General features: G+C 65.7%; 30 protein-coding genes. 13 read left to right on the top strand and 17 right to left on the bottom strand.

Going from position 1 to position 25724, the window contains the following annotated elements:
• Window positions 1-19 precede the first annotated feature (19 nt).
• Window positions 20-1909, top strand: a complete 1890-nt coding sequence (locus tag ACODS5_RS13985; protein WP_489108956.1) for a TonB-dependent receptor domain-containing protein — start codon at window positions 20-22, stop codon at window positions 1907-1909.
• Here the strand turns inward: ACODS5_RS13985 and ACODS5_RS13980 are convergent.
• The 12 genes from ACODS5_RS13980 to nrdR all read right to left on the bottom strand — a co-directional run bounded on the left by ACODS5_RS13980 (window position 1887) and on the right by nrdR (window position 10710).
• Window positions 1887-2699 (bottom strand): cobalamin-binding protein, encoded by an 813-nt coding sequence (locus tag ACODS5_RS13980; protein ID WP_489108955.1) that lies wholly within the window; start codon window positions 2697-2699, stop codon window positions 1887-1889. The genes ACODS5_RS13985 and ACODS5_RS13980 overlap by 23 nt on opposite strands.
• Before the next feature lie 3 nt (window positions 2700-2702).
• Window positions 2703-3122: an MFS transporter gene (locus ACODS5_RS13975; protein WP_134692740.1), complete on the bottom strand. Its 420-nt coding sequence runs from the start codon at window positions 3120-3122 to the stop codon at window positions 2703-2705.
• Complete coding sequence (ribA, locus tag ACODS5_RS13970) at window positions 3119-3736, bottom strand: GTP cyclohydrolase II (RefSeq protein ID WP_167659496.1); 618 nt, start codon at window positions 3734-3736, stop codon at window positions 3119-3121. The genes ACODS5_RS13975 and ribA overlap by 4 nt, the downstream gene beginning before the upstream one ends.
• Before the next feature lie 249 nt (window positions 3737-3985).
• Complete coding sequence (locus ACODS5_RS13965; protein WP_489108954.1) at window positions 3986-4729, bottom strand: substrate-binding periplasmic protein; 744 nt, start codon at window positions 4727-4729, stop codon at window positions 3986-3988.
• A 16-nt stretch (window positions 4730-4745) separates the two neighbouring features.
• On the bottom strand, window positions 4746-5249 hold the full coding sequence (locus ACODS5_RS13960; RefSeq protein ID WP_023632630.1) for a phosphatidylglycerophosphatase A family protein: 504 nt from the start codon (window positions 5247-5249) through the stop codon (window positions 4746-4748).
• The gene (gene thiL, locus ACODS5_RS13955; protein WP_489108953.1) at window positions 5246-6202 is read right to left on the bottom strand and encodes a thiamine-phosphate kinase; all 957 of its coding nucleotides are present in this window, start codon (window positions 6200-6202) and stop codon (window positions 5246-5248) included. The genes ACODS5_RS13960 and thiL overlap by 4 nt, the downstream gene beginning before the upstream one ends.
• Window positions 6203-6220: 18 nt before the next feature.
• The gene (gene nusB, locus ACODS5_RS13950) at window positions 6221-6721 is read right to left on the bottom strand and encodes a transcription antitermination factor NusB (protein WP_134692744.1); all 501 of its coding nucleotides are present in this window, start codon (window positions 6719-6721) and stop codon (window positions 6221-6223) included.
• The gene (gene ribH / locus ACODS5_RS13945) at window positions 6718-7194 is read right to left on the bottom strand and encodes a 6,7-dimethyl-8-ribityllumazine synthase (protein WP_103448796.1); all 477 of its coding nucleotides are present in this window, start codon (window positions 7192-7194) and stop codon (window positions 6718-6720) included. Before ribH ends, nusB begins: the two co-directional genes overlap by 4 nt.
• Before the next feature lie 91 nt (window positions 7195-7285).
• Entirely contained in the window at window positions 7286-8377 is a 1092-nt protein-coding gene (gene ribBA / locus ACODS5_RS13940) for a bifunctional 3,4-dihydroxy-2-butanone-4-phosphate synthase/GTP cyclohydrolase II (RefSeq protein WP_134692745.1), read from the bottom strand.
• 18 nt (window positions 8378-8395) lie between these two features.
• Window positions 8396-9061 (bottom strand): riboflavin synthase, encoded by a 666-nt coding sequence (locus tag ACODS5_RS13935; protein ID WP_217850603.1) that lies wholly within the window; start codon window positions 9059-9061, stop codon window positions 8396-8398.
• A gap of 54 nt (window positions 9062-9115) precedes the next feature.
• Complete coding sequence (gene ribD / locus ACODS5_RS13930; RefSeq protein WP_134692747.1) at window positions 9116-10243, bottom strand: bifunctional diaminohydroxyphosphoribosylaminopyrimidine deaminase/5-amino-6-(5-phosphoribosylamino)uracil reductase RibD; 1128 nt, start codon at window positions 10241-10243, stop codon at window positions 9116-9118.
• A gap of 2 nt (window positions 10244-10245) precedes the next feature.
• A complete protein-coding gene (gene nrdR, locus ACODS5_RS13925; RefSeq protein ID WP_009685710.1) occupies window positions 10246-10710 on the bottom strand; it encodes a transcriptional regulator NrdR in 465 nt (154 codons plus the stop codon).
• Between the two features lie 105 nt (window positions 10711-10815).
• Here nrdR and ACODS5_RS13920 point away from each other — a divergent pair, with 105 nt between their 5' ends.
• From ACODS5_RS13920 to trxA, 3 genes are read left to right on the top strand one after another with little or no spacing between them, the layout of a single operon-like run.
• Complete coding sequence (locus ACODS5_RS13920) at window positions 10816-11268, top strand: hypothetical protein (RefSeq protein WP_489108952.1); 453 nt, start codon at window positions 10816-10818, stop codon at window positions 11266-11268.
• The gene (locus tag ACODS5_RS13915) at window positions 11269-11928 is read left to right on the top strand and encodes a class I SAM-dependent methyltransferase (protein WP_489108951.1); all 660 of its coding nucleotides are present in this window, start codon (window positions 11269-11271) and stop codon (window positions 11926-11928) included.
• A gap of 29 nt (window positions 11929-11957) precedes the next feature.
• Window positions 11958-12845 (top strand): thioredoxin, encoded by an 888-nt coding sequence (trxA, locus tag ACODS5_RS13910; protein ID WP_134692750.1) that lies wholly within the window; start codon window positions 11958-11960, stop codon window positions 12843-12845.
• Window positions 12846-12871: 26 nt separating this feature from the next.
• Here trxA and ACODS5_RS13905 read toward each other — a convergent pair whose 3' ends face one another.
• Window positions 12872-13216, bottom strand: a complete 345-nt coding sequence (locus ACODS5_RS13905; protein ID WP_489108950.1) for a hypothetical protein — start codon at window positions 13214-13216, stop codon at window positions 12872-12874.
• Window positions 13217-13351: 135 nt separating this feature from the next.
• On the opposite strand from ACODS5_RS13905, the gene ACODS5_RS13900 reads away from it, so the two are divergent.
• The 5 genes from ACODS5_RS13900 to ACODS5_RS13880 all read left to right on the top strand — a co-directional run bounded on the left by ACODS5_RS13900 (window position 13352) and on the right by ACODS5_RS13880 (window position 17220).
• The gene (locus ACODS5_RS13900) at window positions 13352-13906 is read left to right on the top strand and encodes a DUF2796 domain-containing protein (protein WP_489108949.1); all 555 of its coding nucleotides are present in this window, start codon (window positions 13352-13354) and stop codon (window positions 13904-13906) included.
• On the top strand, window positions 13907-14617 hold the full coding sequence (locus ACODS5_RS13895) for an ABC transporter ATP-binding protein (RefSeq protein WP_134692753.1): 711 nt from the start codon (window positions 13907-13909) through the stop codon (window positions 14615-14617).
• Entirely contained in the window at window positions 14617-15882 is a 1266-nt protein-coding gene (locus tag ACODS5_RS13890) for an ABC transporter permease (RefSeq protein WP_134692754.1), read from the top strand. Before ACODS5_RS13895 ends, ACODS5_RS13890 begins: the two co-directional genes overlap by 1 nt.
• A gap of 8 nt (window positions 15883-15890) precedes the next feature.
• Window positions 15891-16427 carry a DUF3299 domain-containing protein gene (locus tag ACODS5_RS13885; protein ID WP_489108948.1) on the top strand — a complete coding sequence of 179 codons (537 nt, stop codon included), beginning with the start codon at window positions 15891-15893 and terminating at the stop codon, window positions 16425-16427.
• 109 nt (window positions 16428-16536) lie between these two features.
• Window positions 16537-17220 carry an OmpW/AlkL family protein gene (locus ACODS5_RS13880; RefSeq protein ID WP_134692756.1) on the top strand — a complete coding sequence of 228 codons (684 nt, stop codon included), beginning with the start codon at window positions 16537-16539 and terminating at the stop codon, window positions 17218-17220.
• A gap of 1 nt (window position 17221) precedes the next feature.
• Here the strand turns inward: ACODS5_RS13880 and ACODS5_RS13875 are convergent, their stop codons facing one another.
• Window positions 17222-18439 (bottom strand): MFS transporter, encoded by a 1218-nt coding sequence (locus ACODS5_RS13875; RefSeq protein ID WP_489108947.1) that lies wholly within the window; start codon window positions 18437-18439, stop codon window positions 17222-17224.
• A 99-nt stretch (window positions 18440-18538) separates the two neighbouring features.
• Here ACODS5_RS13875 and ACODS5_RS13870 point away from each other — a divergent pair, with 99 nt between their 5' ends.
• The gene (locus ACODS5_RS13870) at window positions 18539-18979 is read left to right on the top strand and encodes a winged helix-turn-helix transcriptional regulator (RefSeq protein WP_489108946.1); all 441 of its coding nucleotides are present in this window, start codon (window positions 18539-18541) and stop codon (window positions 18977-18979) included.
• A 36-nt stretch (window positions 18980-19015) separates the two neighbouring features.
• Here the strand turns inward: ACODS5_RS13870 and ACODS5_RS13865 are convergent, their stop codons facing one another.
• Window positions 19016-19948: an NAD-dependent epimerase/dehydratase family protein gene (locus tag ACODS5_RS13865; protein ID WP_134692759.1), complete on the bottom strand. Its 933-nt coding sequence runs from the start codon at window positions 19946-19948 to the stop codon at window positions 19016-19018.
• Window positions 19941-20825 (bottom strand): sugar nucleotide-binding protein, encoded by an 885-nt coding sequence (locus tag ACODS5_RS13860; protein ID WP_134692760.1) that lies wholly within the window; start codon window positions 20823-20825, stop codon window positions 19941-19943. Before ACODS5_RS13860 ends, ACODS5_RS13865 begins: the two co-directional genes overlap by 8 nt.
• 180 nt (window positions 20826-21005) lie before the next feature.
• Here ACODS5_RS13860 and ACODS5_RS13855 point away from each other — a divergent pair, with 180 nt between their 5' ends.
• A complete protein-coding gene (locus ACODS5_RS13855) occupies window positions 21006-21848 on the top strand; it encodes an alpha/beta hydrolase (RefSeq protein ID WP_489108945.1) in 843 nt (280 codons plus the stop codon).
• Window positions 21849-21974: 126 nt separating this feature from the next.
• Here ACODS5_RS13855 and ACODS5_RS13850 read toward each other — a convergent pair whose 3' ends face one another.
• Window positions 21975-22787 (bottom strand): helix-turn-helix domain-containing protein, encoded by an 813-nt coding sequence (locus ACODS5_RS13850; protein WP_134692765.1) that lies wholly within the window; start codon window positions 22785-22787, stop codon window positions 21975-21977.
• A 181-nt stretch (window positions 22788-22968) separates the two neighbouring features.
• Between ACODS5_RS13850 and ACODS5_RS13845 the strand changes: the two genes are divergently transcribed.
• Window positions 22969-24411: an alanine/glycine:cation symporter family protein gene (locus ACODS5_RS13845; protein ID WP_134692762.1), complete on the top strand. Its 1443-nt coding sequence runs from the start codon at window positions 22969-22971 to the stop codon at window positions 24409-24411.
• A gap of 75 nt (window positions 24412-24486) precedes the next feature.
• On the top strand, window positions 24487-25476 hold the full coding sequence (locus ACODS5_RS13840; RefSeq protein WP_489108944.1) for an asparaginase: 990 nt from the start codon (window positions 24487-24489) through the stop codon (window positions 25474-25476).
• Window positions 25477-25724: the final 248 nt, after the last annotated feature.

The following is a 25724-nucleotide window of genomic DNA, read 5'->3' as shown; positions in this document are numbered from 1 at the left end:
GACTTGCCCCGCGATTGCAATGGAACTGCCCATGAAGATCCGCGCCCTCCCCCTGCTCTGCCTTCCCGCCGCCGCCCTGGCCGCCGAACCCTCCCGCGATGACGCCCTCAAGCTCCCCGACGTGCTGATCAGCGCCAGTCGCCAGGTCGAGTCGCGCACCGCCACCAGCGCCGCCAACACGGTGTTCACCCGTGCCGACATCGACCGCCTGCAACCAAGCGGCGTTACCGACCTGCTGGCCCGCGTCCCCGGCGTACAAGTGGCCCCCACCGGTGGCCGTGGCAGCCTGCCCGGCATCTTCATTCGCGGCACCAAGGCGGCCCAGACCCTGGTACTGGTCGACGGCGTGCGCATCGCCAACGCCACCTCCGGCGACAGCGGCCTGCAGTTCCTCGACGTCGACCAGATCGAGCGGGTGGAGGTGCTGCGCGGCTCGCGCTCGGCGATGTACGGCAGCGACGCCATTGGTGGGGTTATCCAGATCTTCACCCGCCGTGGCGATGGCCTGGGCCTGCAACCGCGCCTGCGCCTGGCCGCCGGCAGCAACCAGACCTGGCAACGCAGCCTGGGGCTGTCCGGTGGCAATGGCGCGACTCGTTTCAACCTGGGCGCCAGCCTGGACGAGACCGCCGGTATCGACGCGACCGGCCCCTCTTACGCCAGCGACGGCGACCATGACACCTATCGCAACCGCTCGCTGAACCTGAGCCTGAGCCATACGTTCAACGAACGCTTCGAAGCCGGCCTTAACCTGCTCGACAGCCATGGACGCTCTGCCTACGACAGCCCCTACGGCCGCTATGACCTGAAGACCGGTGCTTTTTCTGCACAAAAACCTTATACCGACTTCAACGTCAGCAGCCTGGGCACCTGGCTCGACGCTCAGCTCACCGACGCCTGGCATTCCCGCCTGGAGCTGGGACACAGCGAAAACCGCGATGACAAGCGTGACAAGCTCAGTACCGAACACATCGTCTATAACACCTACCGCGACCAGGCAACCTGGCAGAACGAACTGACGCTCAACGAACGACATCAACTGATGCTCGGCGGCGACTGGTATCAGGACCGTTTTCACGGCACCGAGACATTCGACGAGGACAGCCGCTGGAACCGCGCCGTGTTCGCCCAGCATCGTTTCCAAGGCGAGCACTTCTCCAGTGAGCTTGGGCTACGCCACGACGACAACCAGCAATTCGGCAGCCAAACCACCTGGAGCGGTAGCCTGAGCGTGCCGCTGGATACGCGCAATGACCTGCTGCTGTCGTACAGCGAAGGCTTCCGTGCACCGACTTTCAACGATCTGTACTTTCCGGACTACGGCAACCCAGACCTCAAACCGGAGCATTCGAAGAGCTATGAGTTGCAATGGCGCAGCCAGCTGACCGACAGTAGCCACCTGGAAGCCTCCCTGTACCGCACCGATCTGCGCGACGCCATCAATTACGACGCCAAGGCCCGTCGGCCTGGCAACATCGACAGTGCTCGCATCAACGGCCTGGAGCTTTCGCTGCAACAGCAATGGGGCAGTTGGACCTCGCAACTGGGCCTGGCAGTGATCGACCCGCGCGACCGCGAAACCGGCCATACCCTGTCCCGTCGTGCACGGCGAACCCTGAGCCTGGATCTGGACCGTCAATTCGACCGCTTCAACGTCGGTGCGAGCTGGCAGGCTGTCAGCAGCAGCTACAACGACGAGGCCAACAACGACGCCATTGGCGGCTATGGCCTGCTGGGCCTGCGTGGCGGCTGGGCAGCCAGCCGGGAATTGAAGCTCGACCTGAAACTCGACAACCTGCTGAACAAGCGCTATAGCCGCACGCTCTACAGCTACCAGAGCAACAGCTACGGCTACCGCGAGGAAGGCCGCACCTGGCTGCTGAGCCTCACCTGGACACCGGCGCTCTAGCCTCGAGCAGCGCGCACAGACGGGCGGTGGCCTCGATCATCTGCCCGCTGGGCCGTTCCAGGCCCTTGTCTGGCACCACCAGCAAGCGCTCAGCCTTCACGGCGCTCAACTGCGGCCAGTTGCGCCAACTGGCCAGTTGCGCTGAATCTCCTGCCAGGATCACCTCAGGATCGCGCAGCAGCACCGACTCCACACTGACTTGCGGTGCGGGCTGGGTCAGGTCATCGAACACATTGCGCGCCCCACAGACACGCAAGGCGTCACTGACCACCTGACGCCCACCCAGGGTGTACAGCGGTTTGTCCCAGACTTGGTAGAACACCCGCAGGGGTACTTCACGTCGGTAGTGTTCACGCAGCCTGTGCAACTGCTCGCGCAAGCTGGCGGCATAGGCGCGGCCTTGCGCGTCACGTCCGATGCGCTGAGCGATGGCTTCGATCTGCTCGATCAACTGGTCCAGGTCGCCGGGCTCGCCACTGAACGTGGCAATGCCCAGGCGTCTGAGCTGGTCGCGTTGCGCAGGTGCCACGCTTCCAGGCCAGAGCAGCAGCAGGTCGGGCTTGAGGCTGAGCAGGCGCTCCATGTCCAGCTGGCCATGGCGACCGACCGAGGGAAGGCTGGCCAGTGCCTGCGGTCGTTCACCGCCGTCGAGCACGCCGACCAGCAGGTCGCCGGCCGCAAGCTCGAGCATGACCTCGGTCATCGACGGCGCCAGGCTGATCACGCGCGGCTGGGCTTCGGCCAAGGCGCCGCAACACAGTAAAGCGACAGCGGCGAGAAGCGCCCGCATCAATCAGCCCAGCTGACGCGGAATGCGGTAGAGGTACAAGATCACCACGGTGGCAAGCGCCAGCAAGATCTGCGGCACCGCCTCCAGCCCCACCAGCACCGACAACGCCGCCACCCAGGCCGGGAAGCAGGCGAACAACATGGCTAGGCGTCGCACCCGGGCCAGCTCGATCCAGGCACCGGGTTCTTCCGGTGTGCCCAGTTGCTTGTCGGTGGCGATCAGTGTCCGTTTGTAGGCGCCGAAACGCGGCAGGCTGAGGAACATGGTCGCAGCCCCGGCGATGAACAGCGGCATGGCCAACACCGGGATCAACGGCTCGCCGCCGCCGAACGCCCAGGCCATCACCGGCAACGGCACCAGGCCCACGGCCAGGTACTGCCACCAGGCCAGGGCCAGCCGACGCTTCACCTCGCCGCGGGTCACGCCTGGGGCACCTCGCCCTGGTGCTTGTTGCCCATCATGTGGCCAAGCTTGTCGGCCTTGGTGGCCAGGTACAGGCGGTTGTGCGGGTTATGGCCGGTGTGCAGCGGCACGCGCTCGGCCACCTTGATGTTCATGTCGGTGAGCGCCTTGACCTTGCGCGGGTTGTTGGTCATCAGCCGCAGCGACTTCACGCCCAGATGCTCGAGCATCGGCAGGCACATGCCGTAGTCGCGCTGGTCGGCGGCAAAGCCCAGGCGCTCGTTGGCCTCGACGGTGTCGGCACCGCCGTCCTGCAGCTCGTAGGCACGGATCTTGTTCAACAGGCCGATGCCACGGCCTTCCTGGCGCAAGTACAGCAGCACGCCACGGCCTTCGCGGGCGATGGCCTGCAGCGCGGCTTCCAGCTGCGAACCGCAATCGCAGCGCTGGCTGAACAGCGCGTCGCCGGTCAGGCACTCGGAATGCAGGCGCCCCAGCACCGGCTCGCCGTCGGCGATGTCACCCAGGCTGAGCACCACGTGCTCGCGGCCAGTGGCTTCGTCGAGGAAACCATGCATGGTGAAGATCGCAAAGGGGGTCGGGAGTTTAGAGGCGGCAACAAAGACGACGGGCACGTTGTGCTCCTGGAAAGTAGGAATATTCAGATCGACCGATTGTATCAGCAGCCCGGCACAGGTGCGCAGGCTGAATATCGCGGTTTAAGATCGAAAAGTTCGATGCCTATGGAGCAGGTGTAGGAGCGGCCTTGTGTCGCGATGGGCCGCACAGCGGCCCCGAGACTCAGCGAAAAGTCAGTCATCGCTGGGGCCTTGTGCGGCCCGTCGCGACACAAGGCCGCTCCTACAGGACCAGCGACACAAGCCTCAATGCGCCTGACTATCCGCTGTAAACGGATACGGCTGCTTCCAACGCTCGAAGATCGGCTTCAGTTCGCCGCTGCGCACCAGCACCTCCATGCGCTGGTCGAACAGCTCGCGCAGGGCCTTGCCCTGCTCGCTGCGGGCGAACGCCAGGTACAACGGCAACTCGGCCACATGGGTACGGCGCAAGCGCGCGGGGTCGGGCGCCTGGCCGAGCACATAGTCGACCTCGGCCAGCGCATCGATGTAGAAGTCGACCCGATCATGCTCGAGCATCGGCAGGATGCCCTCGCGGCGCTGGATCTCACGGAAGTTGTGGATATTGGGCAGGTAGCTGGCGTAGTCATAGCCGCGTACCCAGGCCAGGCGGTACTGGCCCAGGGTTTCGCGCGTGGGCACCGGCTTGCCCACCAGGCCCAGGGCATAGATATGATCCTGGTCGAAGTACCAGCGCGGGTAGAGGTTGTCGTCGTTCTCGTCCTTGTACGAACCAACCCAGGCATCCGCCTCGCCACGTTTCACCAGCCCGACGGCGCGGCTGTAGGGCGCGCTTTGCGCCACGACCTTGACCCCGGCCGGTTCGAACACCTTGCGCAACACATCCCAGGCCAGCCCGGTGCCGTCGGCGTTGGTGTAGTCGATCCAGGCCTCGCTGACCAGGCGCACCTGCGCCGGCGCCTCCTGGGCCATCACGCCCGGCCCCGCGACCAACAGCACCAATGCCAGTAGTACAGCCCTCAGGCCCATGGCAACGCTCCCTGTGTCAGGCCACCGCCCACACCAGCACCTGCATGCCCAGCCAGGCGAACACACCGGCCAGGATATCGTCGAGCATGATTCCGAAACCACCATGCACATGGCGGTCGACCCAGCGGATCGGCCACGGCTTGAGGATGTCGAAGAAGCGGAACATCAGGAACCCCGCCAACAGCCACTGCCACCCCTCCGGCACCAGCCACAGGGTGATCCACATGCCGACGATCTCGTCCCAGACGATGCCCTCATGGTCGTGCACGCGCAAGTCGTTGGCCACTTTGCCGCACAACCATACGCCGAACAGCATGCTGATGCCCAGCAGCAGCCAGTAGCCCCAGTCGGGGAGCATTTGCCACAGCGGGATGAACGGCAGCGCCACCAGCGAGCCCCAGGTGCCCGGCGCCTTGGGCAAGGTGCCGGAGCCAAAGCCGAAGGCAATGAAGTGCCATGGGTTGCGCCAGACCGAAGGCGGAACGAACTCCGCAGGCACCTGGTTGGGGTGGTCGGTCACGGTGTCTCCCTAAAATGTTGATAGCCCCGTTGCATCGGGGTGATGTCCTGGCCTTGCGGGTCACGCAAGGTGACTCCCTGGCCTTCCAGTACACAGCCGATGACGTGCACCTCACGGGCCAAGGCGGTCAGCGCGCTTTCCGGCATGGTGAACGCCAGCACATAGTCGTCACCACCGGTGAGCGCGGCCTGCAGCGCCGCTTCACGGCCGAGCAACGCCTGTAAAGGAGCAGACACGGGGACCTGCGCCAGGTTCACCTGCAGCGCAACGCCGGACGCCTTGGCGATATGCCCGCAGTCGGCCAGCAGGCCGTCGGAAATATCCAGCGCCGCCGTGGCCAGGCCGCGCAGGCGCTCGCCCAGTTGCAGTTGCGGCAAGGGCGACCAGTAATGCTCGAGCAATGGCCCGGCCACATCGGCAGCCGCCTCGCGCTCGCCCAGCACCAACGGCAAGGCCCCGGCCGCATTGCCCAAAAAGCCACCGACACACAGCAGGTCGCCCGGCTGCGCGCCGCCGCGGCGCAGCGCCTGGCCGGTCGGCACCCGGCCGAACACGGTCACGGTGATGCTCAACGGGCCGCGGGTGGTGTCGCCACCGATCAGGCTGATGCCGCAGCGCGCGGCCATGCGGCCAAGGCCATCGGCAAAGCCGGCAAGCCATTGCGCGCCGACCTGGGGCAAGGTGAGGGCAAGGGTGAAGCCGATCGCCGTGGCGCCCATGGCCGCCAGGTCGCTGACCGCCACGGCCAGCGAGCGCTGGCCGAGCAGCAACGGGTCGCAGACTGCGGGAAAATGCACACCGGCCACGAGCGTGTCGGTGGAGATCGCCAGCTGCTCGCCGGCAGGCAGGTCCAGCAGGGCACAGTCGTCGCCGATCCCCAGGGCCACGCCCTCGCCACCCTGCGCACAGGGCGCGGCGGCGAAGTAATGACGGATCAGCTCGAACTCACCCATGGCTGCTCAGCGCCGCGATCAGCGCTTGTTCGCCTTGACTTCCGCCTCACGCAGACGCGGAGCCAGCTTGTCGAGCACGCCGTTGACGAACTTGTGGCCATCGGTGGCACCGAAGACTTTCGCCAGTTCGACACCTTCGTTGATGACCACGCGGTACGGCACGTCGACGCGCATCATGAACTCCCAGGCCGACAGGCGCAGCACGGACAGCTCGACCGGGTCGAGTTCTTCCAGCGGGGTGTCCAGGCAAGGTTTGAGCGCTTCGTCGATCTCGACCTTCTTCGCCGGGACCCCGTGCAGGATCTCGCGGAAGTAGGCACCGTCCACGTCGGAGAAATCGTTATCGACCCGGAACTGCGCTTCCACTTCGTTCAGCGAGTGCTTGGCCATGTGCCACTGATACAGCGCTTGCGTGGCGAGCTTGCGGGCTTCGCGACGCTTGGCGCTCTTCGACGGCTTGCCGGCATCCGCAGGTTTTGGATCGCGCGGGTTGAAACGATCGCTTTCGTCGCTAATCACTTGGCCTCCAACTGCGCCAGCAGGCTGACCATTTCCAGGGCGGACAGGGCAGCTTCACCGCCTTTGTTGCCAGCCTTGGTGCCGGAACGCTCGATGGCTTGCTCGATGGAGTCGACGGTCAGCACGCCGAAAGCCACCGGTACACCGAACTCCATGGACACCTGGGCCAGGCCCTTGGTGCATTCGCCCGCCACGTATTCGAAGTGCGGGGTACCACCACGGATCACGGCACCCAGGGCGATGATCGCGTTGTACTCGCCTTGCTGGGCGACCTTCTGCGCCACCAGCGGGATTTCGAACGCGCCCGGGGCACGGATGATGGTGATGTCGCTTTCGCTGACACCGTGGCGTACCAGGGTATCAACGGCGCCGCTTACCAGGCTTTCGACGACGAAGCTGTTGAAGCGGCCAACCACCAAAGCATAGCGACCTTTGGGGGCGATGAAGGTACCTTCGATGGTCTTCAGGGTCATTCCGATGTTCTCATCTTCAAGAGCGAGGCCGCGCTGCGGCGGCCTCGGGAGGGTTTGGACTCGAGCGGGAGGGCGATCAGGCCGCCTCAAGTCACTCGGAGGGCACGTATTCTACAACTTCCAGATCGAATCCGGATATCGCATTGAACTTCATTGGCGAACTCATCAGGCGCATCTTGCGCACACCGAGGTCGCGCAGGATCTGCGAACCGGCACCGACGGTACTGTAGGTGGTCGGCGTCTTGCTTGGCGCGTCGCCCGCGCTTTCGCGGATGTGCGCCAGCAGCACGTCGCCGTCCAGCGGGTGGCCCAGCAGCAGGACCACGCCGCTGCCGGCCTCGGCCACCGCGCTCATTGCCGCGCGCAAGCTCCAGCGGCCCGGCTGCTTGACCATCAGCAGGTCACGCAGGGGGTCCATGTTGTGCACGCGCACCAGGGTTGGCTCCTCGGCGCAGATCTTGCCCAGGGTCAGGGCCATGTGCACGTCGCCTTCCACCGCGTCACGGTAGGTAACCAGGTTGAACTGGCCCAGTTCGCTGTCCAGCGGCTGCTCGGAGACGCGCTGCACGGTGCGCTCGTGGATCATGCGGTAGTGGATCAGGTCGGCGATGGTACCGATCTTCAAGCCATGCTCGGCGGCGAACACTTCCAGCTCGGCGCGGCGCGACATGGTGCCATCGTCGTTCATCACTTCGCAGATCACCCCACTCGGCTCGAAACCGGCCATGCGCGCCAGGTCGCAGGCCGCCTCGGTGTGGCCAGCGCGAGCCAGGGTGCCGCCGGGCTGGGCCATCAGCGGGAAGATATGACCGGGGCTGACGATGTCGTCGGCCTTGGCGTCCTTGGCTGCGGCGGCCTGCACGGTGCGCGCGCGGTCCGCGGCGGAAATGCCGGTGGTGACACCTTCGGCGGCCTCGATCGACACGGTGAACTTGGTGCCGAAGCCCGAACCATTGCGCGGTGCCATCAACGGCAGCTTGAGGGTTTCGCAGCGCTCGCGGGTCATCGGCATGCAGATCAGGCCACGGCCATGCTTGGCCATGAAGTTGATGTGCTCGGCCTGGCAGCACTCGGCGGCCATGATGATGTCGCCTTCGTTCTCACGGTCCTCGTCGTCCATGAGGATGACCATTTTGCCCTGGCGGATGTCTTCGACCAGTTCTTCGATGCTGTTGAGCGCCACGCGGCACCCCCTTCTCAATCAGGATTTCAAGAAGCCGTTGGCGGCCAGGAAGCTTTCGGTGATGCCACTGCCCTTGCTCGGTTCGGCGGCCTTGTCGCCCAGCAGCAGACGCTCCAGGTAGCGGGCCAGCAGGTCGACCTCAAGGTTCACCCGACGCCCTGGACGGTAGTCGGCCATGATGGTTTCGGACAGGGTGTGCGGGACGATGGTCAACTCGAACTCGGCGCCATCGACCTCGTTGACCGTCAGGCTGGTGCCGTCGACGGTGATCGAGCCCTTGTGGGCGATGTACTTGGCCAGCTCTTTCGGCGCCCGCACGCGGAACTGGATGGCGCGGGCGTTATCGGCACGCGAGACGATCTCGCCGACGCCGTCGACATGGCCGCTGACCAGGTGGCCGCCCAGGCGGGTGGTCGGGGTCAGGGCCTTTTCCAGGTTGACCCGGCTGCCGCTCTTGAGGTCGACCATGGCGGTGCGCTTGAGGGTCTCGACGCTGACATCGGCCCAGAAGCCATTGCCGGGCAGCTCGACGGCGGTCAGGCACACACCATTGACGGCGATGCTGTCGCCGAGCTTGACGTCGCCCAGGTCGAGCTTGCCGGTTTCGACATAGACGCGCACGTCACCGCCCTTGGGGGTGAGGCTGCGGATGGTGCCGATGGATTCGATGATGCCGGTGAACATGCTGTTCTCCTCAAGTACGGGCTGCGCCACGATCAGTACGGCGCAAGCCAGGCATTATACGCCGGTGGCCGGCAGGGGGATGGCAGTGACCCGCCAGTCATCGCCGACCGCGCGCATTTCGGTAATTTTCAGCCGCGGCGCCTCGCTCATTTTCGACAAGGGCCAGTCCAGCAGCGGACGGGCATCGGAGCCGAGGAAGGTACCGGCAACGAACAACTGGTACTCGTCGACCAGGCCCTGGCGAGCGAAGGCGCCGACCAGGCCGGCGCCAGCTTCCAGGAGGATTTCGTTGACGCCACGCCCGGCCAGCACCCGCAGCAAGGCAGGCAAGTCGACGCGGCCGTCGCTGCCGGGCAGGTCGCACAGCTCATGACCGGCGGCGGCATAGCGAGGGTCCTCGCCGGCAGCGGTCACCACCAGCGCCGGGCCGGCCTGGAAGAACGGCGCGTCCAGCGGCAGTCGCAAACGCCCGTCGATGAGCACGCGCAGCGGCGGGCGCGACACGGCCAGGGCGGTGAGTTCATCATCCAGGCCCAGTTCCGCGCCGCGCACGGTCATCCGCGCGTTGTCGCACAGCACGCTCTCGGCGCTGGTCAGCACCACGCTGGAACGGGCGCGCAGGCGCTGGACCGCGGCACGGGCGGCGGGACCGGTGATCCACTGGCTCTCGCCACTGGCCATGGCAGTGCGACCGTCCAGGCTCATGGCCAGCTTGGCGCGCACGAACGGCAAGCCATGCTCCATGCGCTTGAGAAAACCGGGGTTGAGGGCGCGAGCTTCAGCTTCGAGCACACCGCTGGCGACCTCGATGCCGGCCTCGCGCAGACGGCGCAGGCCATTGCCGGCCACTTGCGGGTTGGGGTCCTGCATGGCCGCCACCACCCGCGCCACGCCTGCCTTGACCAGCGCCTCGGCGCACGGCGGCGTGCGGCCATGGTGGCTGCAGGGTTCGAGGGTCACATAGGCGCAGGCGCCCTGGGCGCGCTCGCCGGCCTGGCGCAGCGCATGCACCTCGGCGTGCGGTTCGCCGGCGCGCACGTGCCAGCCCTCGCCAACCACCTCGCCGTCGCGCACGATCACACAGCCTACGCGCGGATTGGGGTGGGTGCTGTAGAGGCCCTTGCGGGCCAGTTCCACGGCCCGGGCCATGTAGTGGGCGTCGAGAATGGCTTGGCTGGACATGCTTACTCTTTGGCTGGCTCGCGGGCCAGGCGGTCGATTTCTTCGCGGAACTCGTCGAGGTCCTGGAAACGCCGGTAGACCGAGGCGAAACGAATGTAGGCGACTTCGTCGAGCTTGCGCAGCTCGGCCATCACCATCTCGCCGACCACCAGCGACTTCACCTCGCGCTCGCCGGTAGCGCGCAGGCGGCTCTTGATATGCGCCAACGCCGCTTCCAGGCGCTCGACGCTGACCGGACGCTTTTCCAGCGCGCGCTGCATGCCGGCACGCAACTTGTCTTCGTCGAAGGGCTGGCGGGTGCCGTCCTGCTTGATCAAGCGAGGCAGAACCAGCTCGGCGGTTTCGAATGTGGTGAAGCGCTCGCCGCAGGCGACGCACTCACGGCGGCGACGCACCTGTTCGCCCTCGGCGACCAGGCGCGAGTCGATGACCTTGGTGTCGTTGGCACCGCAAAAGGGACAGTGCATGGTGGCAGGCAACAAAAAAAGGGAGGGCCATGGTAGCGCATTGCACTGGCAAGACAAGCCAAAGGGGTTACCATCCATGCAAATCTGCCCGTGAAGGATCATCCCATGCACTATCGAGCGCTCGTCGTGCTGTGCTGCGCCGCCCTGCTCGCCGCCTGCGGCAGCGACCGGCCCAAGCCCGAACAGGCCCCACCGCCAGCACCGGCCAAGGTGGCGAAGAAAGCCCAGCCGTTGGGGCCACTGCCAGCCTACCAGCGCGAGCTCAGCGGCACCCTGATGGATATTCCCGCCGGCGCCGACGTGGAACTGGCCCTGCTGGTCATCGATGACCGCGGCCGCCCGCAACGCCTGCTGGCCAGCAGCAACCTGACCGGCACCGGCCAGGCCCTGCCCTACCAACTGCGGTTCAACCCCGAGGCCTTCCCGGCCGGTGCCCGTGTCGAGCTGCGCGGCCGCGCCAGCCGCTCCGGCCAGTTGATCCTGCACCTGCAACCGGTACGCATTGCCCAGGCACAAACCCAGGCCACCGGCCCGCTACGCTTCGAAAAGGCCCCATAAATGGCCCCGCACGCCCTGCAACAGGCCCTCAGCGGCCTGATCGGCGAAGCGCGGCTGGTGATCAGCGAACTGCCCGGCTGCGCGCTGAAGCTCTGGCTGATCGACGACCAGAACATGGACCGGGCCTTCAGCAGCGAGGAAACCCGGCGCATCCTCGAAGAGCCGCCCTACTGGAGCTTCTGCTGGGCCAGCGGCCTGGCCATGGCGCGCTACCTGGCGCAGCACCCGCAGTGGGTGCGCGGCAAGCGGGTGCTGGATTTCGGCGCCGGCTCGGGCATTGCCGGGATCGCCGCCGCCCATGCCGGCGCGCGGGAGGTGGTGGCCTGCGACCTCGACCCACTGGCCCTGGACGCCTGTCGGGCCAATGCCGCGCTCAATGGCGTCGAACTGGGCTACAGCAGCGATTTTTTCGCCGAGGCCGACCGCTTCGACCTGATCCTGGTAGCCGATGTGCTGTACGACCGCGCCAACCTGCCGCTACTGGATGCGTTCCTCAGCCGTGGCCGCGAGGCGCTGGTCGCCGATTCGCGGGTCCGCGACTTCAGCCACCGGCTGTATCGCCCGCTCGGGGTGCTCGAAGCGCTGACTTTGCCAGACCTGGCCGAGCCGCACGAATTCCGCCGGGTCAGCCTGTACCACGCCAGCCGCGAGCCTTTATAGTGGGGGCATTCACGTTTGCGAGAGTCACGATGAACCAAGCTCCTGTCAACACAAGCCTGCCGTACATCTTCGATGCCACAGATGCCACCTTCCAGCAGTTGGTCATCGAGAACTCCTTCCACAAGCCGGTGCTGGTCGACTTCTGGGCCGAGTGGTGCGCGCCATGCAAGGCGCTGATGCCGCTGCTGGCGAAGATTACCGAGGGCTACCAGGGCGAGCTGCTGCTGGCCAAGATCAACTGCGACGTCGAGCAGCAGGTCGTCGCCCAGTTCGGTATCCGCAGCCTGCCGACCGTGGTGCTGTTCAAGGATGGCCAGCCGGTTGACGGTTTTGCCGGCGCCCAGCCCGAATCAGCCATCCGTGCCATGCTCGAGCCCCACGTGCAGATGCCCGCCGCGCCTGTCGCCGCGCCGCTGGAGCAAGCCAAGGCGCTGTTCGCCGAAAGCCGCTTCAGCGAAGCCGAGGCCCTGCTGCAGGTGCTGCTGGGTGAAGACAACAGCAATGCCGAGGCGCTGATCCTCTACGCCCGCTGCCTGGCCGAGCGCGGCGAGCTGGGCGAGGCCCAGGTGGTGCTCGACGCGGTCAAGACCGACGAGCACAAGGCAGCCCTGGCCGGCGCCAAGGCCCAGCTGACCTTCCTGCGCCAGGCCGCCACGCTGCCGGAGGCCGCCGAGCTGAAGAGCCGCCTGGCGCAGAACCCCCAGGACGACGAGGCCAGCTACCAGCTTTGCATCCAGCAACTGGCGCGCCAGCAATATGAAGCGGCGCTGGATGGCCTGCTGAAGCTGTTCCAGCGCAATCGCGCTTATGAGAATGGCTTGCCGCAGAAAGCCTTGCTGCAGGTGTTCGAACTGCTCGGCAACGAGCATCCGCTGGTCGGCGTGTACCGTCGCAAGCTGTCCGCTGCGCTGTTCTGAGGTTGTTGGGGCTGCTTTGCAGCCCCTCACCCCACCCAGTGATACACCGGTGCATCCGCGCCGCTTTCCACCTTCACCTCGCTGCTGTGGCGCAAGCGCACCAGCAATCGCTTGCCTGCGGCGACGCTGCCAGCCAGCCCCTCCAGACGCTCCAGCAACTGCGGCCCACTCATTTGCCCCGCTTCGCGCAGCACCTCGCGCGCGGCCAGCCACTGCCCGTCATCCTGGCGCGGCGCTGGGCCGGCGCTGGCCTGGACGGTCTCGACCACGGCAGGCGCCGCCAGCCGACGGCCAAGCTGAGCCCACTCCTCAGGCGCCAGCTCGATAGTCAGGTCCACCGGCCAATCACCGATCTGTCCACGAATTCTCACGCTGTTTTCCTCGATCCCGGGCTTGAATGCCGCCATGCTCCCATGAACATGAAACCTGCGCCAGGCAGGCTGGCGGCGCGGAGAAAAATTGTTATAACATTACTAAATTATTCCAAGCCGCCTGTGGAGCCTTCCATGCGTCGTCTGTTGCTCGCCCTGCCCTTTGCCCTGCTTCCCCTGGCCGTGGCCCATGCCCACGACGACCATGATCACGACCATGCCCATGGCTCCCTCGGCGCCCATGAGCATGGAGTGGCCAAGCTCAACGTGGTGGTCGACGGCAACACCCTCGAACTGGGGCTGGACAGCCCGGCGATGAACCTGGTGGGCTTCGAGCACGCGGCCAGCACCGATGCCGACAAAGCCAAGGTCAGCGCCGCCCGCCAGCAGCTGGAACAACCGCTGAAACTGTTCGGCCTGGCCCAAGGCGCCGGTTGCGCGGAAGAAAACCAGGAACTGGAGAGCCCGCTGTTCGAGGCCAGCGACAAGCCGGCCCACGGCCACCAGCACGCCGATGTCGACGCCCACTACCAACTGACCTGCGCCAACCCCGACAAGCTCACCAGCATCGACCTCGCGCCGCTGTTCAAGACCTTCCCGCAAACCCAGAAGATCACCGTGCAGCTGATCGGCCCGCACGGCCAGAAAGGCGTGGATGCGACGCCCGCCAAGGCCGTGGTCGAATTCTGAATGAGCCAGCCGCTGATCGAACTGCGTGACCTGCTGTTCGCCTGGCCCGGCCAGGCGCCGCTGCTGGATATCCCGGCATTGCGCCTGGAGGCTGGCGAGGCGCTGTTCCTCAAGGGCCCCAGCGGCAGTGGCAAGACCACCCTGCTGGGCCTGCTCGGCGGCGTCAACCGCCCAGGCCAGGGCAGCATCCAGCTACTCGGCCAGGACTTGGCGAGCTTGCGCCAGGGCGCCCGCGATCGCTTCCGGGTCGATCATACCGGCTACATCTTCCAGCAGTTCAACCTGCTGCCGTTTCTCTCGGTGCGCGAGAACGTCGAGCTGCCCTGCCGCTTCTCGAAAAGCCGGGCGGCGCGGGCCTGCCAACGCCATGGTGGCATCGATCAGGCCGCCGTCCATTTGCTGGCCCACCTCGGCCTGGACGACCCAGCATTGCTCGCGCGCCGCGCCGACAGCCTGTCGATCGGCCAACAGCAGCGGGTGGCCGCCGCTCGCGCGCTGATCGGCCAGCCGGAACTGGTAATCGCCGACGAACCCACCTCGGCGCTCGATGCCGACAACCGCGAGGCCTTTATCCGCCTGCTGTTCGACGAATGTCGCGCGGCCGGAGCCAGCCTGCTGTTCGTCAGCCACGACCAGAGCCTGGCGCCACTGTTCGACCGCCATCTGTCGCTGGCCGAGCTCAACCGCGCCGCCACGCCCCGGGAGGCCTGATGTACCTGCTCCGCCTTGCCCTGGCCAGCCTGGCCAACCGCCGTTTCACCGCCCTGCTCACCGCCTTCGCCATCGCCTTGTCGGTGTGCCTGCTGCTGGCGGTGGAGCGGGTACGCACCGAAGCCCGCGCCAGCTTCGCCAGCACCATCAGCGGCACCGACTTGATCGTCGGCGCGCGCTCGGGGTCGGTGAACCTGCTGCTGTACTCGGTGTTTCGCATCGGCAACGCCACCAACAACATCCGCTGGGACAGCTACCAGCATTACGCCCAGGATCCCCGGGTTAAATGGGCGATCCCCATCTCGCTGGGCGACTCGCACCGGGGCTACCGGGTGATGGGCACCACCGCCGACTATTTCAGCCATTACCAGTACGGTCGCCGCCAGCACCTGGCGCTGGACCAGGGCCGGCCATTCGCCGACGACCCATTCGAAGTGGTACTCGGCGCCGAAGTCGCCGAGGCGCTGCACTACAAACTGGGCGACACCTTGGTGCTGGCCCATGGCGTCGCCGCCATCAGCCTGGTCAAGCACGACGACAAGCCCTTTACCGTGGTCGGCGTGCTCAAGCGCACCGGCACGCCAGTGGACCGCACCCTGCACATCAGCCTGGGCGGCATGGAGGCGATCCATATCGACTGGCACAACGGCGTGCCGGCCCGTGGCGCCGGGCGCATCAGCGCCGAGCAGGCGCGTGGCATGGACTTGCAACCCAGCGCCATCACCGCCTTCATGCTCGGGCTCAACAGCAAGATCGCCACCTTCAGCCTGCAGCGCGAGATCAACGAGTTCCGCGGCGAGCCGCTGCTGGCGATTCTCCCCGGCGTGGCCCTGCAGGAGCTGTGGAGCCTGATGGGCACCGCCGAGCAGGCGCTGTTCGTGATATCGCTGTTCGTCGTGCTGACCGGCTTGATCGGCATGCTCACCGCCATCCTCACCAGCCTCAACGAGCGCCGCCGGGAAATGGCCATCCTGCGCTCGGTAGGCGCGCGGCCCTGGCATATCGCCGGGTTGCTGGTGCTCGAGGCACTGGCCCTGGCATTGTCGGGCATCGCCGCCGGGCTTGGCTTGCTGTATGCCGGCATTGCCCTGGCACAGGGCCATGTGCAGGCCAATTACGGACTGTACCTGCCATTGGCCTGGCCAAGCGCCCATGAGTGGACGCTGCTGGCTGTCATCCTTGGCGCGGCGCTGCTGATGGGCAGCGTGCCGGCCTGGCGCGCCTACCGGCAGTCGCTGGCCGATGGCCTGTCGATCCACCTTTGAGAATGCCCATGACCCTGCAAGCCCGCGCCTACCCAGCCTGGATACTGCTCGCGCTACTGTGCCTGCCCGTTGCCTGCTGGGCGGCGGAACCTCGCGAACTGGACTGGCCCGCACTGATCCCCGAGGGCGCGCCGATCATCCCGCCGCAACTGACGCCCCTGCACGACCTGTCGCAGATCAGCGACGCGCTGTCCGCCGAGGCCGCCCCCGCGGCCCGCCAACAGGCGCCCGACGCCCCGGTAGTGAAAGCCCTGGACGGCCAGGCGGTGAAGATCCCCGGCTACATCGTGCCACTGGAGGTCAGTGACGAGGGCCGCACCACCGAGTTCCTGCTGGTGCCCTACTACGGCGCCTGCATCCATGTGCCGCCGCCACCATCGAACCAGATCGTGCACATCTTCAGCGAAATGGGCGTGCGAATCGAGGACCTCTACCAGCCGTACTGGATCGAGGGCACCCTGAGCGTCAAGGCAAGCAGCAGCGAGCTGGCCGATGCCGGTTACCAGATGGAAGCCGAGAAAATCTATGCATATGAGCTGAAGTGAGCACAGTTGCCAGCCAATGACGTGCCTTCGTTGAGCTGGGTCAAACTTTCTGTTTAGTCAGCTTCGTACCATTGGACTACTCGATTACTCACGTCCTCTGGGAGCTTCCATGAACAAGTCCTTGCTCGGTGCCTCGCTCGTCGCGTTGGCGCTTGCAGCCCCTGTTGCCCACGCCCACAAGGCTGGCGATTTCATCGTCCGCGCCGGTGCCGCCACCGTCTCGCCCAACGAAGACAGCAGCGCACTGAAACTCAACGGCGCCAAGGTCTCGGGCACCAAGGCAACCGTGGACAGCGACACCCAGCTGGGCCTGGCCTTCGCCTACATGCTCACCGACCATATCGGCCTCGAGCTGCTGGCTGCCACGCCGTTCAAGCACACCGTTGGCGTGAAAGGCCTGGGCGGCGGCCTGGACGGCAAGCTGGCCGACATCAAGCAACTGCCACCGACGCTGTCGCTGCAGTACTACCCAATGGCACCTTCCTCGAAGTTCCAGCCTTACGCTGGCGTGGGCATCAACTACACCCTGTTCTTCGATGAAGACCTGAGCAGCAACCGCAAGGCCCAGGGCTTCAGCAACATGAAGCTGCAAGACTCGATCGGTATCGCCGGCCAACTGGGCATGGACTACATGATCACCGACAACCTGCTGTTCAACGCCGCAGTCTGGTACGTCGACATCGACACCAAAGCCACCATCGACGGCCCGACTGCCCTGGGCGTCGGCAAGACCAAGGTCGACGTCGACCTCGACCCTTGGGTCTACATGGTCGGTATCGGCTACAAGTTCTGATTCAACGCCTTGCGCAGGTGCCAGCCTTGCTGGCGCCTGCGCAAGGCTGCTGGAACCACCAGCAGCACCCGGCCAACGCGCTGATCCCCGCACCCAACCCGCATACCGCCAACCATCCCCACTGGCCATACACCCAGGTCGCCGCCACGGCGCCCAGGCCACTGCCCAACGAATAGCAGCACATGTAGGCGCCGATCAGGCGGCTGGCGATCTCGCCGCGCCCAGCCAACAGCAAGCTCTGGCTGGTCACATGCACCGCCTGCACCGCCAGATCGAGCAGCACCACCCCGATCACCAGCGCCACCAGCGACTGCTCGAGCAACGCCGTGGGCAACCAGGACAAGGTCAGCAACCCCAGCGCCAAGCCGCTGATGCGCCGCCCCTGGCCCTGGTCGGCCAGGCGTCCGGCACGTGATGCCGCCAGGGCGCCGGCGATTCCAGCCAGGCCGAACAGACCGACCTGGGTGTGATCGAGCGCCAGTGGCGCCGCGCTCAAGGGCAATACCATGGCGCTCCAGAGCACGCTGAAGGCGGCGAACACCAACAACGCCAACAGCCCGCGCTGGCGTAGCAGGCGATCATGCCGGTACAAGCCAAATACCGACCCCAATAGCGCCCAATACCCCTGGCGCGCGCCTTGTGACGGCGCGGTGGGTAAGCGCCAGGCCAGCACCCCGGCCATCAGCAGCGTGAGCCCCGCGGCGCCGAAGTAGACCCCGCGCCAGCCGATCCAATCAGCCACCAGCCCCGACACCAGGCGAGCCAGCAGGATGCCCAGCACCACGCCGCTGGTAACAGTGCCCACCGCCTGCCCTTGTTGCGCGGGGCTGGCCAGGGTGGCGGCGTGCGCCACCAGCACCTGCACCACCACCGCCACCAACCCAACCAGGGCCACGGCCCCCAGCAACATCGCCCAGCGCGTGGCCAACGCCACCGCCAGCAAGGCCCCGGCCGCGACCAGCAACTGGGCAATGATCAACCGACGGCGGTTGAGCCGATCGCCCAGCGGCACGATCAGCAGCAGGCCCAGGGCGTAACCCGCCTGGGTCATGCCCACCACCAGGCCCGCATGGGCGGGGTTGATACCGAAGCTGGCCGCCATCGACTCCAGCAGCGGCTGGGCCAGGTATACAGTGGCAACAGCCAGCGCGCCGGCCGTCGCCAGCAGCAGGGTCAAGCCGCGACTGAGCGCCTGAGGTGCAGTGCAGATGCTGGTCATCAGGAATCCCTTGGTCAATCTGGTTTCAAATTAAAACCACAAAGTGGATTTCTAGCAAATCCGGTTTTAATCTGCAACCACATACCACGGAGGTCCGCGATGCTCGATGAACACAATCAACAATGCCCGGTGGCCCGCGCGCTGGAAGTGCTTGGCGACCGCTGGGCACTGATGATCCTGCGGGACGCTTTCGACGGGTTACGGCGCTTCAGTGAGCTGCAAAAAAACCTGGGGCTGGCGAAGAACATCCTCGCCGGGCGACTGAAGCTGCTGGTGGAGGCTGGTTTGCTGACGCAGCAGCCTGCCTCCGATGGCAGCGCCTACAAGGAATACGTGCTCACCGACAAGGGGCGCTCGGTGTTTCCGCTCGTGGTCGGTCTACGCCAGTGGGGGGAGCGGTTTATGTTCGAGACCGGCGAGACACGCTCGCAACTGGTGGATGATCGCGAACAGCCCTTGGAGACCCTGCAGGTAAAGGCCAAGGATGGGCGGGTGCTGAAACCGGAGGATTGCCGACGGCGAGTGGTCCGCCATGGGTGATACTCGGCCCTACGCGCCCCTGTAGGAGCTGGAGACTCAGGCCTTGCCCAGCAGTCGCGCCAAACCTTGGACGAAGGGGGTCGGCTCGGGGAACGCGAAGCGCGCCAGCAACCGCGTGTTGTCCGCCCGTGAATGACGGATATCACCCGAGCGCGCCGGGCCATGACTGACCGCCGGCAGGCTGCCAACCACTTGCTCCAGCGCCTTGAGCAACTGGTTCAGCGAAGTGGCCTGGTTCAGGCCGATATTCACCGCGCCCTCGTCCACCGTCGGCAGCTCCAGCGCCTGGATCATCACCTGCACCAGGTCACCGACATACAGGAAGTCACGGGTCTGCTCGCCGTCGCCGAACACCATGATCGGTTTGCCGCGGGTGGCGCGCTCGCAGAAGATGCTGATCACCCCGGAGTACGGCGAAGACGGGTCCTGGCGCGGCCCGAATATATTGAAGAAGCGGAACACCACCGGCTCCAGGCCATGCTGGCGACGGTAGAAGTCCAGGTACTGCTCGCTGGCCAGCTTGTCCACGGCATAGGGGGTCAAGGGCGCCTTGGGCGTGTCCTCGGCGATCGACTGGCCTTCGCCGTTGTTGCCGTACACCGCCGCGCTGGAGGCAAACAGCACCCGCCGTACGCCGCTCAGGCGCATGGCTTCGCAGACGTTGAGGGTACCGATGAAGTTGCTCTGGTGAGTCTTGACCGGGTCTTCCACCGAGGCCTGCACCGAGGCCACCGCTGCCAGGTGCACCACCGCCTGGCAACCAACGGCGGCACGCGCCACCAGGGCCGCGTCGGCGACATCGCCCTCGAGCAGTTCCAGGCGCGGATGACCCAATTGCAGGTTTTCACGCTTGCCGGTCGACAGGTCGTCGAGCACGCGCACCGCGTAGCCTTTTTCCAGCAACGCATCGCACAGGTGGGAGCCAATGAAGCCGGCACCGCCGGTGATCAGGATGGGGGCGTCAGCCATGTCGGTAGAAACGGTCCAGTAGGGGCGGCAAGCCGGCGCGCCAGGCACGCGGCTTGATGCCGAAAGTATGAAGGATCTTCTTGCAGGCCAGCACCGCGTGCTGCGGCTCTTCACTGGCATCCGGGCGCGCGGCGTGAGCCTGGGCGGTCGGCGCCTGCACAGCCAGCTTGCGCCACTGCCCAGCCTCGGCAAGGATCGCCTGGCCCAGTGCCAACGGCGTGGTGGCCTCGTTGCCTGCGTAATGATAGGTGCCCCACAGCGGCGCCTGGCAGTCGAGCTGCTTGAGCACCGAGAGGATCACCCGCGCGGCGTCGTCCACCGGCGTCGGATTGCCGCGCCGGTCATCGGCCAGCAGCAGTTCCTGGGGCTGCTCGGCGCGGGTCAGGAAGCGCCCGAGGGCGCCATCAAGGCTTTCATCCAACAGCCAGCCGAAGCGCAGCAGCACATGCTGCGGGCAGGTGGCGCGCACGCTCTGCTCGATGCGCCATAGCGCCTGGCCGCGCAGGCCGAGCGGCACCGGTTCGTCCTTCTCGCTGTAGGCGGTGGCCCGCGAGCCGTCGAACACCCGGTAGCTGGACGGCTGCACCAGGATCATCTCGTGGTGCTGGCACAGCTCGGCAAGCCGCTCCACCGCCCGCTCCTGCTGGGCCAGGCGCGGCTCGCTGACGGCCTCGGCCTGGAACCAGTCGAAGTAATAGGCCAGGTTTATGACAGCATCCGGGCGCTGTTCGTCGAGCAGCAGGGTCAGGCTGGCCGGGTCCCAGCCGTGCTCCGGCGGACGCGGCGCCAGGAAGGCGATGTCTTCCTCGGCCCCGAGGCGAATCAGCGCTTGCCCGAGGGCATTGCCACCACCCAACAGCATCAGGCGCATACGCATAGAGTCAACAGGTCCGCTCAGGTCGAAGGAGGAAGCGGCCATTTTGCTGTTTCCTACAGGGGAAGTCCAACGCAGCCCCGGCCATGCGCCCGTTGCGCGTCGATTTGTCCGCCCCGCCGCGCTGTTCCGCCTTGGCCGTCAGCTACTTATACTGCGCCATGCATGTTCAAGGAGACGCACATGGACACCGAGTCGATCCTCCCGCAGCGCAGCCAATGGCAATTCGATGAAGCTGCCCCCGGCACCGAGCGGTTCATCGAGGAACGTTTCGACGGCTACCGCCAGCAGGCGCGCCTGCTGCTGCCGCTGAATGAGCAGGCGCCAACCGCCTTCGTCATCGGCGGCGCGCGTTCGGACTTCACCCGGCTCAACCCGCTGCTGTACCGTTTGCAGCAACAGGGCATCGGCTCGCTGACCGGCAACCTGTCCGGCCACAGCCTGGCCAGCGAACCCGGTGCCCGGGAGGCCTCGCTGGCCCGCAACCTCGATGAAGCCCTACGCTTTCACCAGCGGCTGGACACCCGCAGCGATACCCTGATCGGCCACAGCCTGGGCGCGGCCATCGCCCTGAAGCTGGCGGCGCAACGCCCGAGTGTGCGCAAGCTGGTACTGATCTGTCCGGCGGTCTACCCCGATGCGGCCCACATCGAGCCCTTCGGCCCGGCGTTCACGGCGGCCATCCGCAAACCATTCGCCTTTCTCGAATGCGACAGCTACGAATTCCTGCGCCAATTCCAGGGCCGGGTGCTGCTGGTGATCGGCGAATACGACGGGCTCAACTCGAAAGTGCACGGCCAGGGCGCGGGTACCTCGGCGGGCACCCGGCGGCTGGCAGGGGTGGAGCGATACAGTCCTATCCCGGAAGAAGTCACTCATACACTGTTGCGCTCGGTACCGGCGCCCCACGTCGAATGCTTGATGCTGACCGACTGCGACCACGGCATTGCCGCGCACCTGCGCGAACGGCCAGCGGTGGCGGATCAGGTGGCGGCGGAGGTGGCGGGGTTCATGCTCGAGCGCTGATTGCTGGCAACCCGGGGCACTGGCGTGGGCGCGGGGTTGCCTGGCGATACCGGCGTAGCCGTATCCTGCACCGTGGCGCCTGTTTCGCCAGCAAGGCTGGCTCCTACAGTAAGGTGTGCGCAGGGTTTATTCGATTTCGAACAGGCCGTTGCTGACCATCCCCGCGCTCAGGCGATCGCGGATGTCATCATCGATCCGTGGGTCGTCTGGCCGGTACAGTTTTATCTGGCGGAAGGCATTGATGCGATTGATCTCTTCCCCAAGGTACTCCCACACCACCCGGGTACAGGCTGGATTGCGCCGATCGCCGCTGGATACGCCGGTCTTGAGCCCATTAAGGCGGCTGATTCGGCTTTTGAAGCTGGGTATGAGAATAGTCTGGCTCATCTCGTTCAGGGTCAGCGACTCGTAGTCGATCAGGAACATCCGGTCCTGCAACTGGAACGCCGCGCCCAGGTAGCGGCAGCGCACCTCGGCCTGCTGGTCGTTGCCAATGCCGCGCTCCTGGCGCTCCTGGCGCTCGAACAGGAAACTGCCGCGCTCTTCCCACAGGTGTACCAGCGACACCAGGATCGACCCTGGCACCGACATGCAATTGGAGTACTCGAAGTAGTAACCGCAATAGCGCGACAGGTTGCCCGCTTCTTTATGCAGTGGCTTGAACAGTTCGCTGATCGGGTCGTCCTGCTGGCCGACGCGCTGCTCGGGGTTGCGCGCGCCGATCAGGCGGGCGAACTGTTCGGGCGGCAGCCCCAGTTCGTAATCCTCGACGCCGAAGAAGTCGCCGATGCGCTTGAGGTTGTACGCCGTCGGCCGGCTCTGGCCGCTCAGGTATTTGTTGAATTGTGCCCGGTTGATCGACAGCTGCCGGCAAACCTCGGAGATAGAGCGGTAGTGGCTGCACGCCAATTTGAGGTTGATAGCGAATTGATCGCCCATGATGCACGGGTCCAGATGATGCGAATGATGCCAGTCTAGCATCAACTCGCACCAAAATGGAGCAACCCGCGAAATTGTAACCACAGTTGTCATGGCCAACCATGCGCCCCCAATGAATAGCGGTGCGCCTGCCGTCCGCTGGTCTTTCCACGCGAAGAATAAGAATCGAGGTCATTTTTCAATGCTCGAAGCACTCAACGATTTCCTTTCGGGGAAACTCCTCATCGTGCTGATCGTCGGACTCGGCGGTTACTTCACCATCCGCTCTCGGTTCGTCCAGTTCCGCCACTTCGGCCACATGTTCGGTGTGTTCAAGGAATCCCTTCGCGGCCAGGCAGGCCAACTGAGCTCGTTCCAGGCCCTGATGCTGAGCCTGGCCGGCCGTGTCGGCGCCGGTAACATTGCCGGTGTCGGTATCGCCGTTACCCTCGGCGGCCCTGGCGCGGTGTTCTGGATGTGGGTCACCGCCCTGGTCGGCATGGCCAGCAGCTTCTTCGAATGCACCCTGGCCCAGGTCTACAAGCGCGCCGACGGCGATGGCCTGTACCGCGGCGGCCCGGCATACTACATCCTGCACGGCCTGAAGCTGCGAAGCATGGCGATCGTGTTCTCGATCCTGCTGCTGGTCACCTACGGCTTCGCCTTCATCGGCGTGCAGTCATACACCGTGACCCACTCGCTGCAGAATGCCTTCGGTTTTGACCCGAGCCGTACCGGTATCGTCCTCGCGGTCCTGCTGGCCATTACCTTCATCGGTGGCATCAAGCGCATCGCCGCGGTGTCCGACCTGCTGGTGCCGGTCAAGACCCTGGCCTACATCGGCGTGACTCTGTATGTGATCGGCACCCAGATCGAACACGTGCCGGCCATGCTGGAAACCATCTTCAAGAGCGCCTTCGGCCTCGACCCAGCGTTTGGCGGCCTGCTCGGCAGCGCCATCGTCATGGGCGTTAAGCGTGGCGTGTTCGCCAACGAAGCAGGCCTGGGCAGCGCGCCGAACGTCGCCGCAGTGGCCGCCGTGAAGCACCCGGGCGCCCAAGGCGTGGTCCAGGCCTTCAGCGTGTTCCTCGACACCTTCGTGATCTGCACCTGCACCGCGCTGCTGATCCTGCTGTCGGGCTTCTACACCCCAGGCTTCGAAGGTGACGGCATCGTCCTGACCCAGAACTCGCTGGCCGCCGTGGTCGGTGACTGGGGGCGCTTGTTCGTCAGCGTCGCGCTGTCGCTGTTCGTCTTCACCTGCATCCTCTACAACTACTACCTGGGCGAGAACAGCCTGCAGTTCCTCAGCCGCAACCGTATCGTGCTGATGATCTTCCGCGGCCTGGTGCTGGCACTGGTGATCTGGGGTTCGGTGCAGAACCTGTCGACCGTGTTCGCCTTCGCCGACATCACCATGACCTGCCTGGCGTTCGTCAACCTGATCGCCCTGGCCCTGCTGTTCAAGGTCGGCCTGCGGGTGATGCGCGACTACGACGACCAGCGCAAGGCCGGTATCAAGCAACCGGTGTTCGATTCCAGCAAGTTCGCCGACCTGGACCTGGACCGCGCCGCCTGGCCGGCCAACCCGCAGGCTGCAACAGCTGCTGACAAAGCCGCCGCCCCGGCGCCAGCGCAGCACTGATACCCTGCCCTGCCACAGCCGCCCCGCTCGCGGGCGGCTGCCTCTTCCTTCGCTACATCGCTACGGAATGCTTCCATGCGTGCAGTCAAGAATCTTCTCGTCCTTTACACCGGTGGCACCATCGGCATGCTGCAGACCGCCGAGGGCCTGGCCCCAGCCGGTGGCTTCGAAGCGCGCATGCGCGAACACTTCGCCGCCTGCGGCGATGCGCCAAAGCTGCAGTGGTCGCTGCGTGAGCTGAACCCGCTGATCGACAGCGCCAACATGCAGCAGGCCAACTGGCTGGCGATGCGCGATGCCATCGTCGAGGCGGTCGAGCATGATGGCCATGACGGGGTGCTGGTGCTGCATGGCACCGATACCTTGGCCTACAGCGCCGCGGCGTTGTCGTTCCTGCTGCTGGGCCTGCCGGTGCCGGTGCTGCTGACCGGTTCCATGCTGCCGGCCGGCGCGCCGGACAGCGACGCCTGGGACAACCTGGTCGGCGCCCTGAACCTGTTCGAAAGTGGCCTGGCGCCGGGCGTCCATCTGTTCTTCCACGGCCAGTTGCTGCATGGCTGCCGTGCGTCCAAGTTGCGCAGCGAGGCGTTCGACGCCTTCAAGGCGCTACCGCGCCAGCGCGACGGTGAACGGGCAGCAGAGCTGCCGGCTCGCCTGGATTACCGCCAGCCGCGCCAGCCTGTGAGCCTGGCTGTGCTGCCGGTGTTCCCGGGGCTTGCGGCGGGGCTGGTGCGTGGGCTGCTCGACAGTGGTATCCAGGGCCTGCTGCTGGAGTGCTACGGCAGCGGTACCGGCCCGTCCGACGATCAGGCGCTGCTCGACGTGCTGCATGATGCCCGCCAGGCTGGCGTGATGATCGCGGCGATCAGCCAGTGCCCGGAGGGAGCGGTGGTGTTCGACACCTACGCTGCTGGCAGCCGCCTGCGTGACACGGGGCTGGTCAGCGGTGGCGGCATGACCCGCGAGGCGGCGCTGGGCAAGATGTTCGCGTTGCTGGGGGCGGGGTTGGATGCTGATTCGGCTGAGCATTGGTTTGCGTTGGACCTTTGCGGGGAGCGGGCTTGAGCGCGTTGGCTGGCAGCGCATCAGCGCAAGGTGACGCGCCCCCGAACGAGCCAAGATCTACAATTACGAGTGACGGCTTCTAGCTTCTAGCTTCTAGCTTCTAGCTTCTAGCTTCTAGCTTCTAGCTTCTAGCTATCAGAAGGTTACCCCCTAACTCGGCGAGCGACAGCTGCGCCCGTGCAGGCGCCGCCCGTAACTTCGCGACTTCAGGAGGCCGAACGCAGGCCTTGCGAAGGGAGGTGACGGGC

The sequence above is a fragment of the Pseudomonas sp. FG47 genome, assembly GCF_057809115.1.
This window is presented reverse-complemented; position numbering and strand designations above follow the sequence as displayed.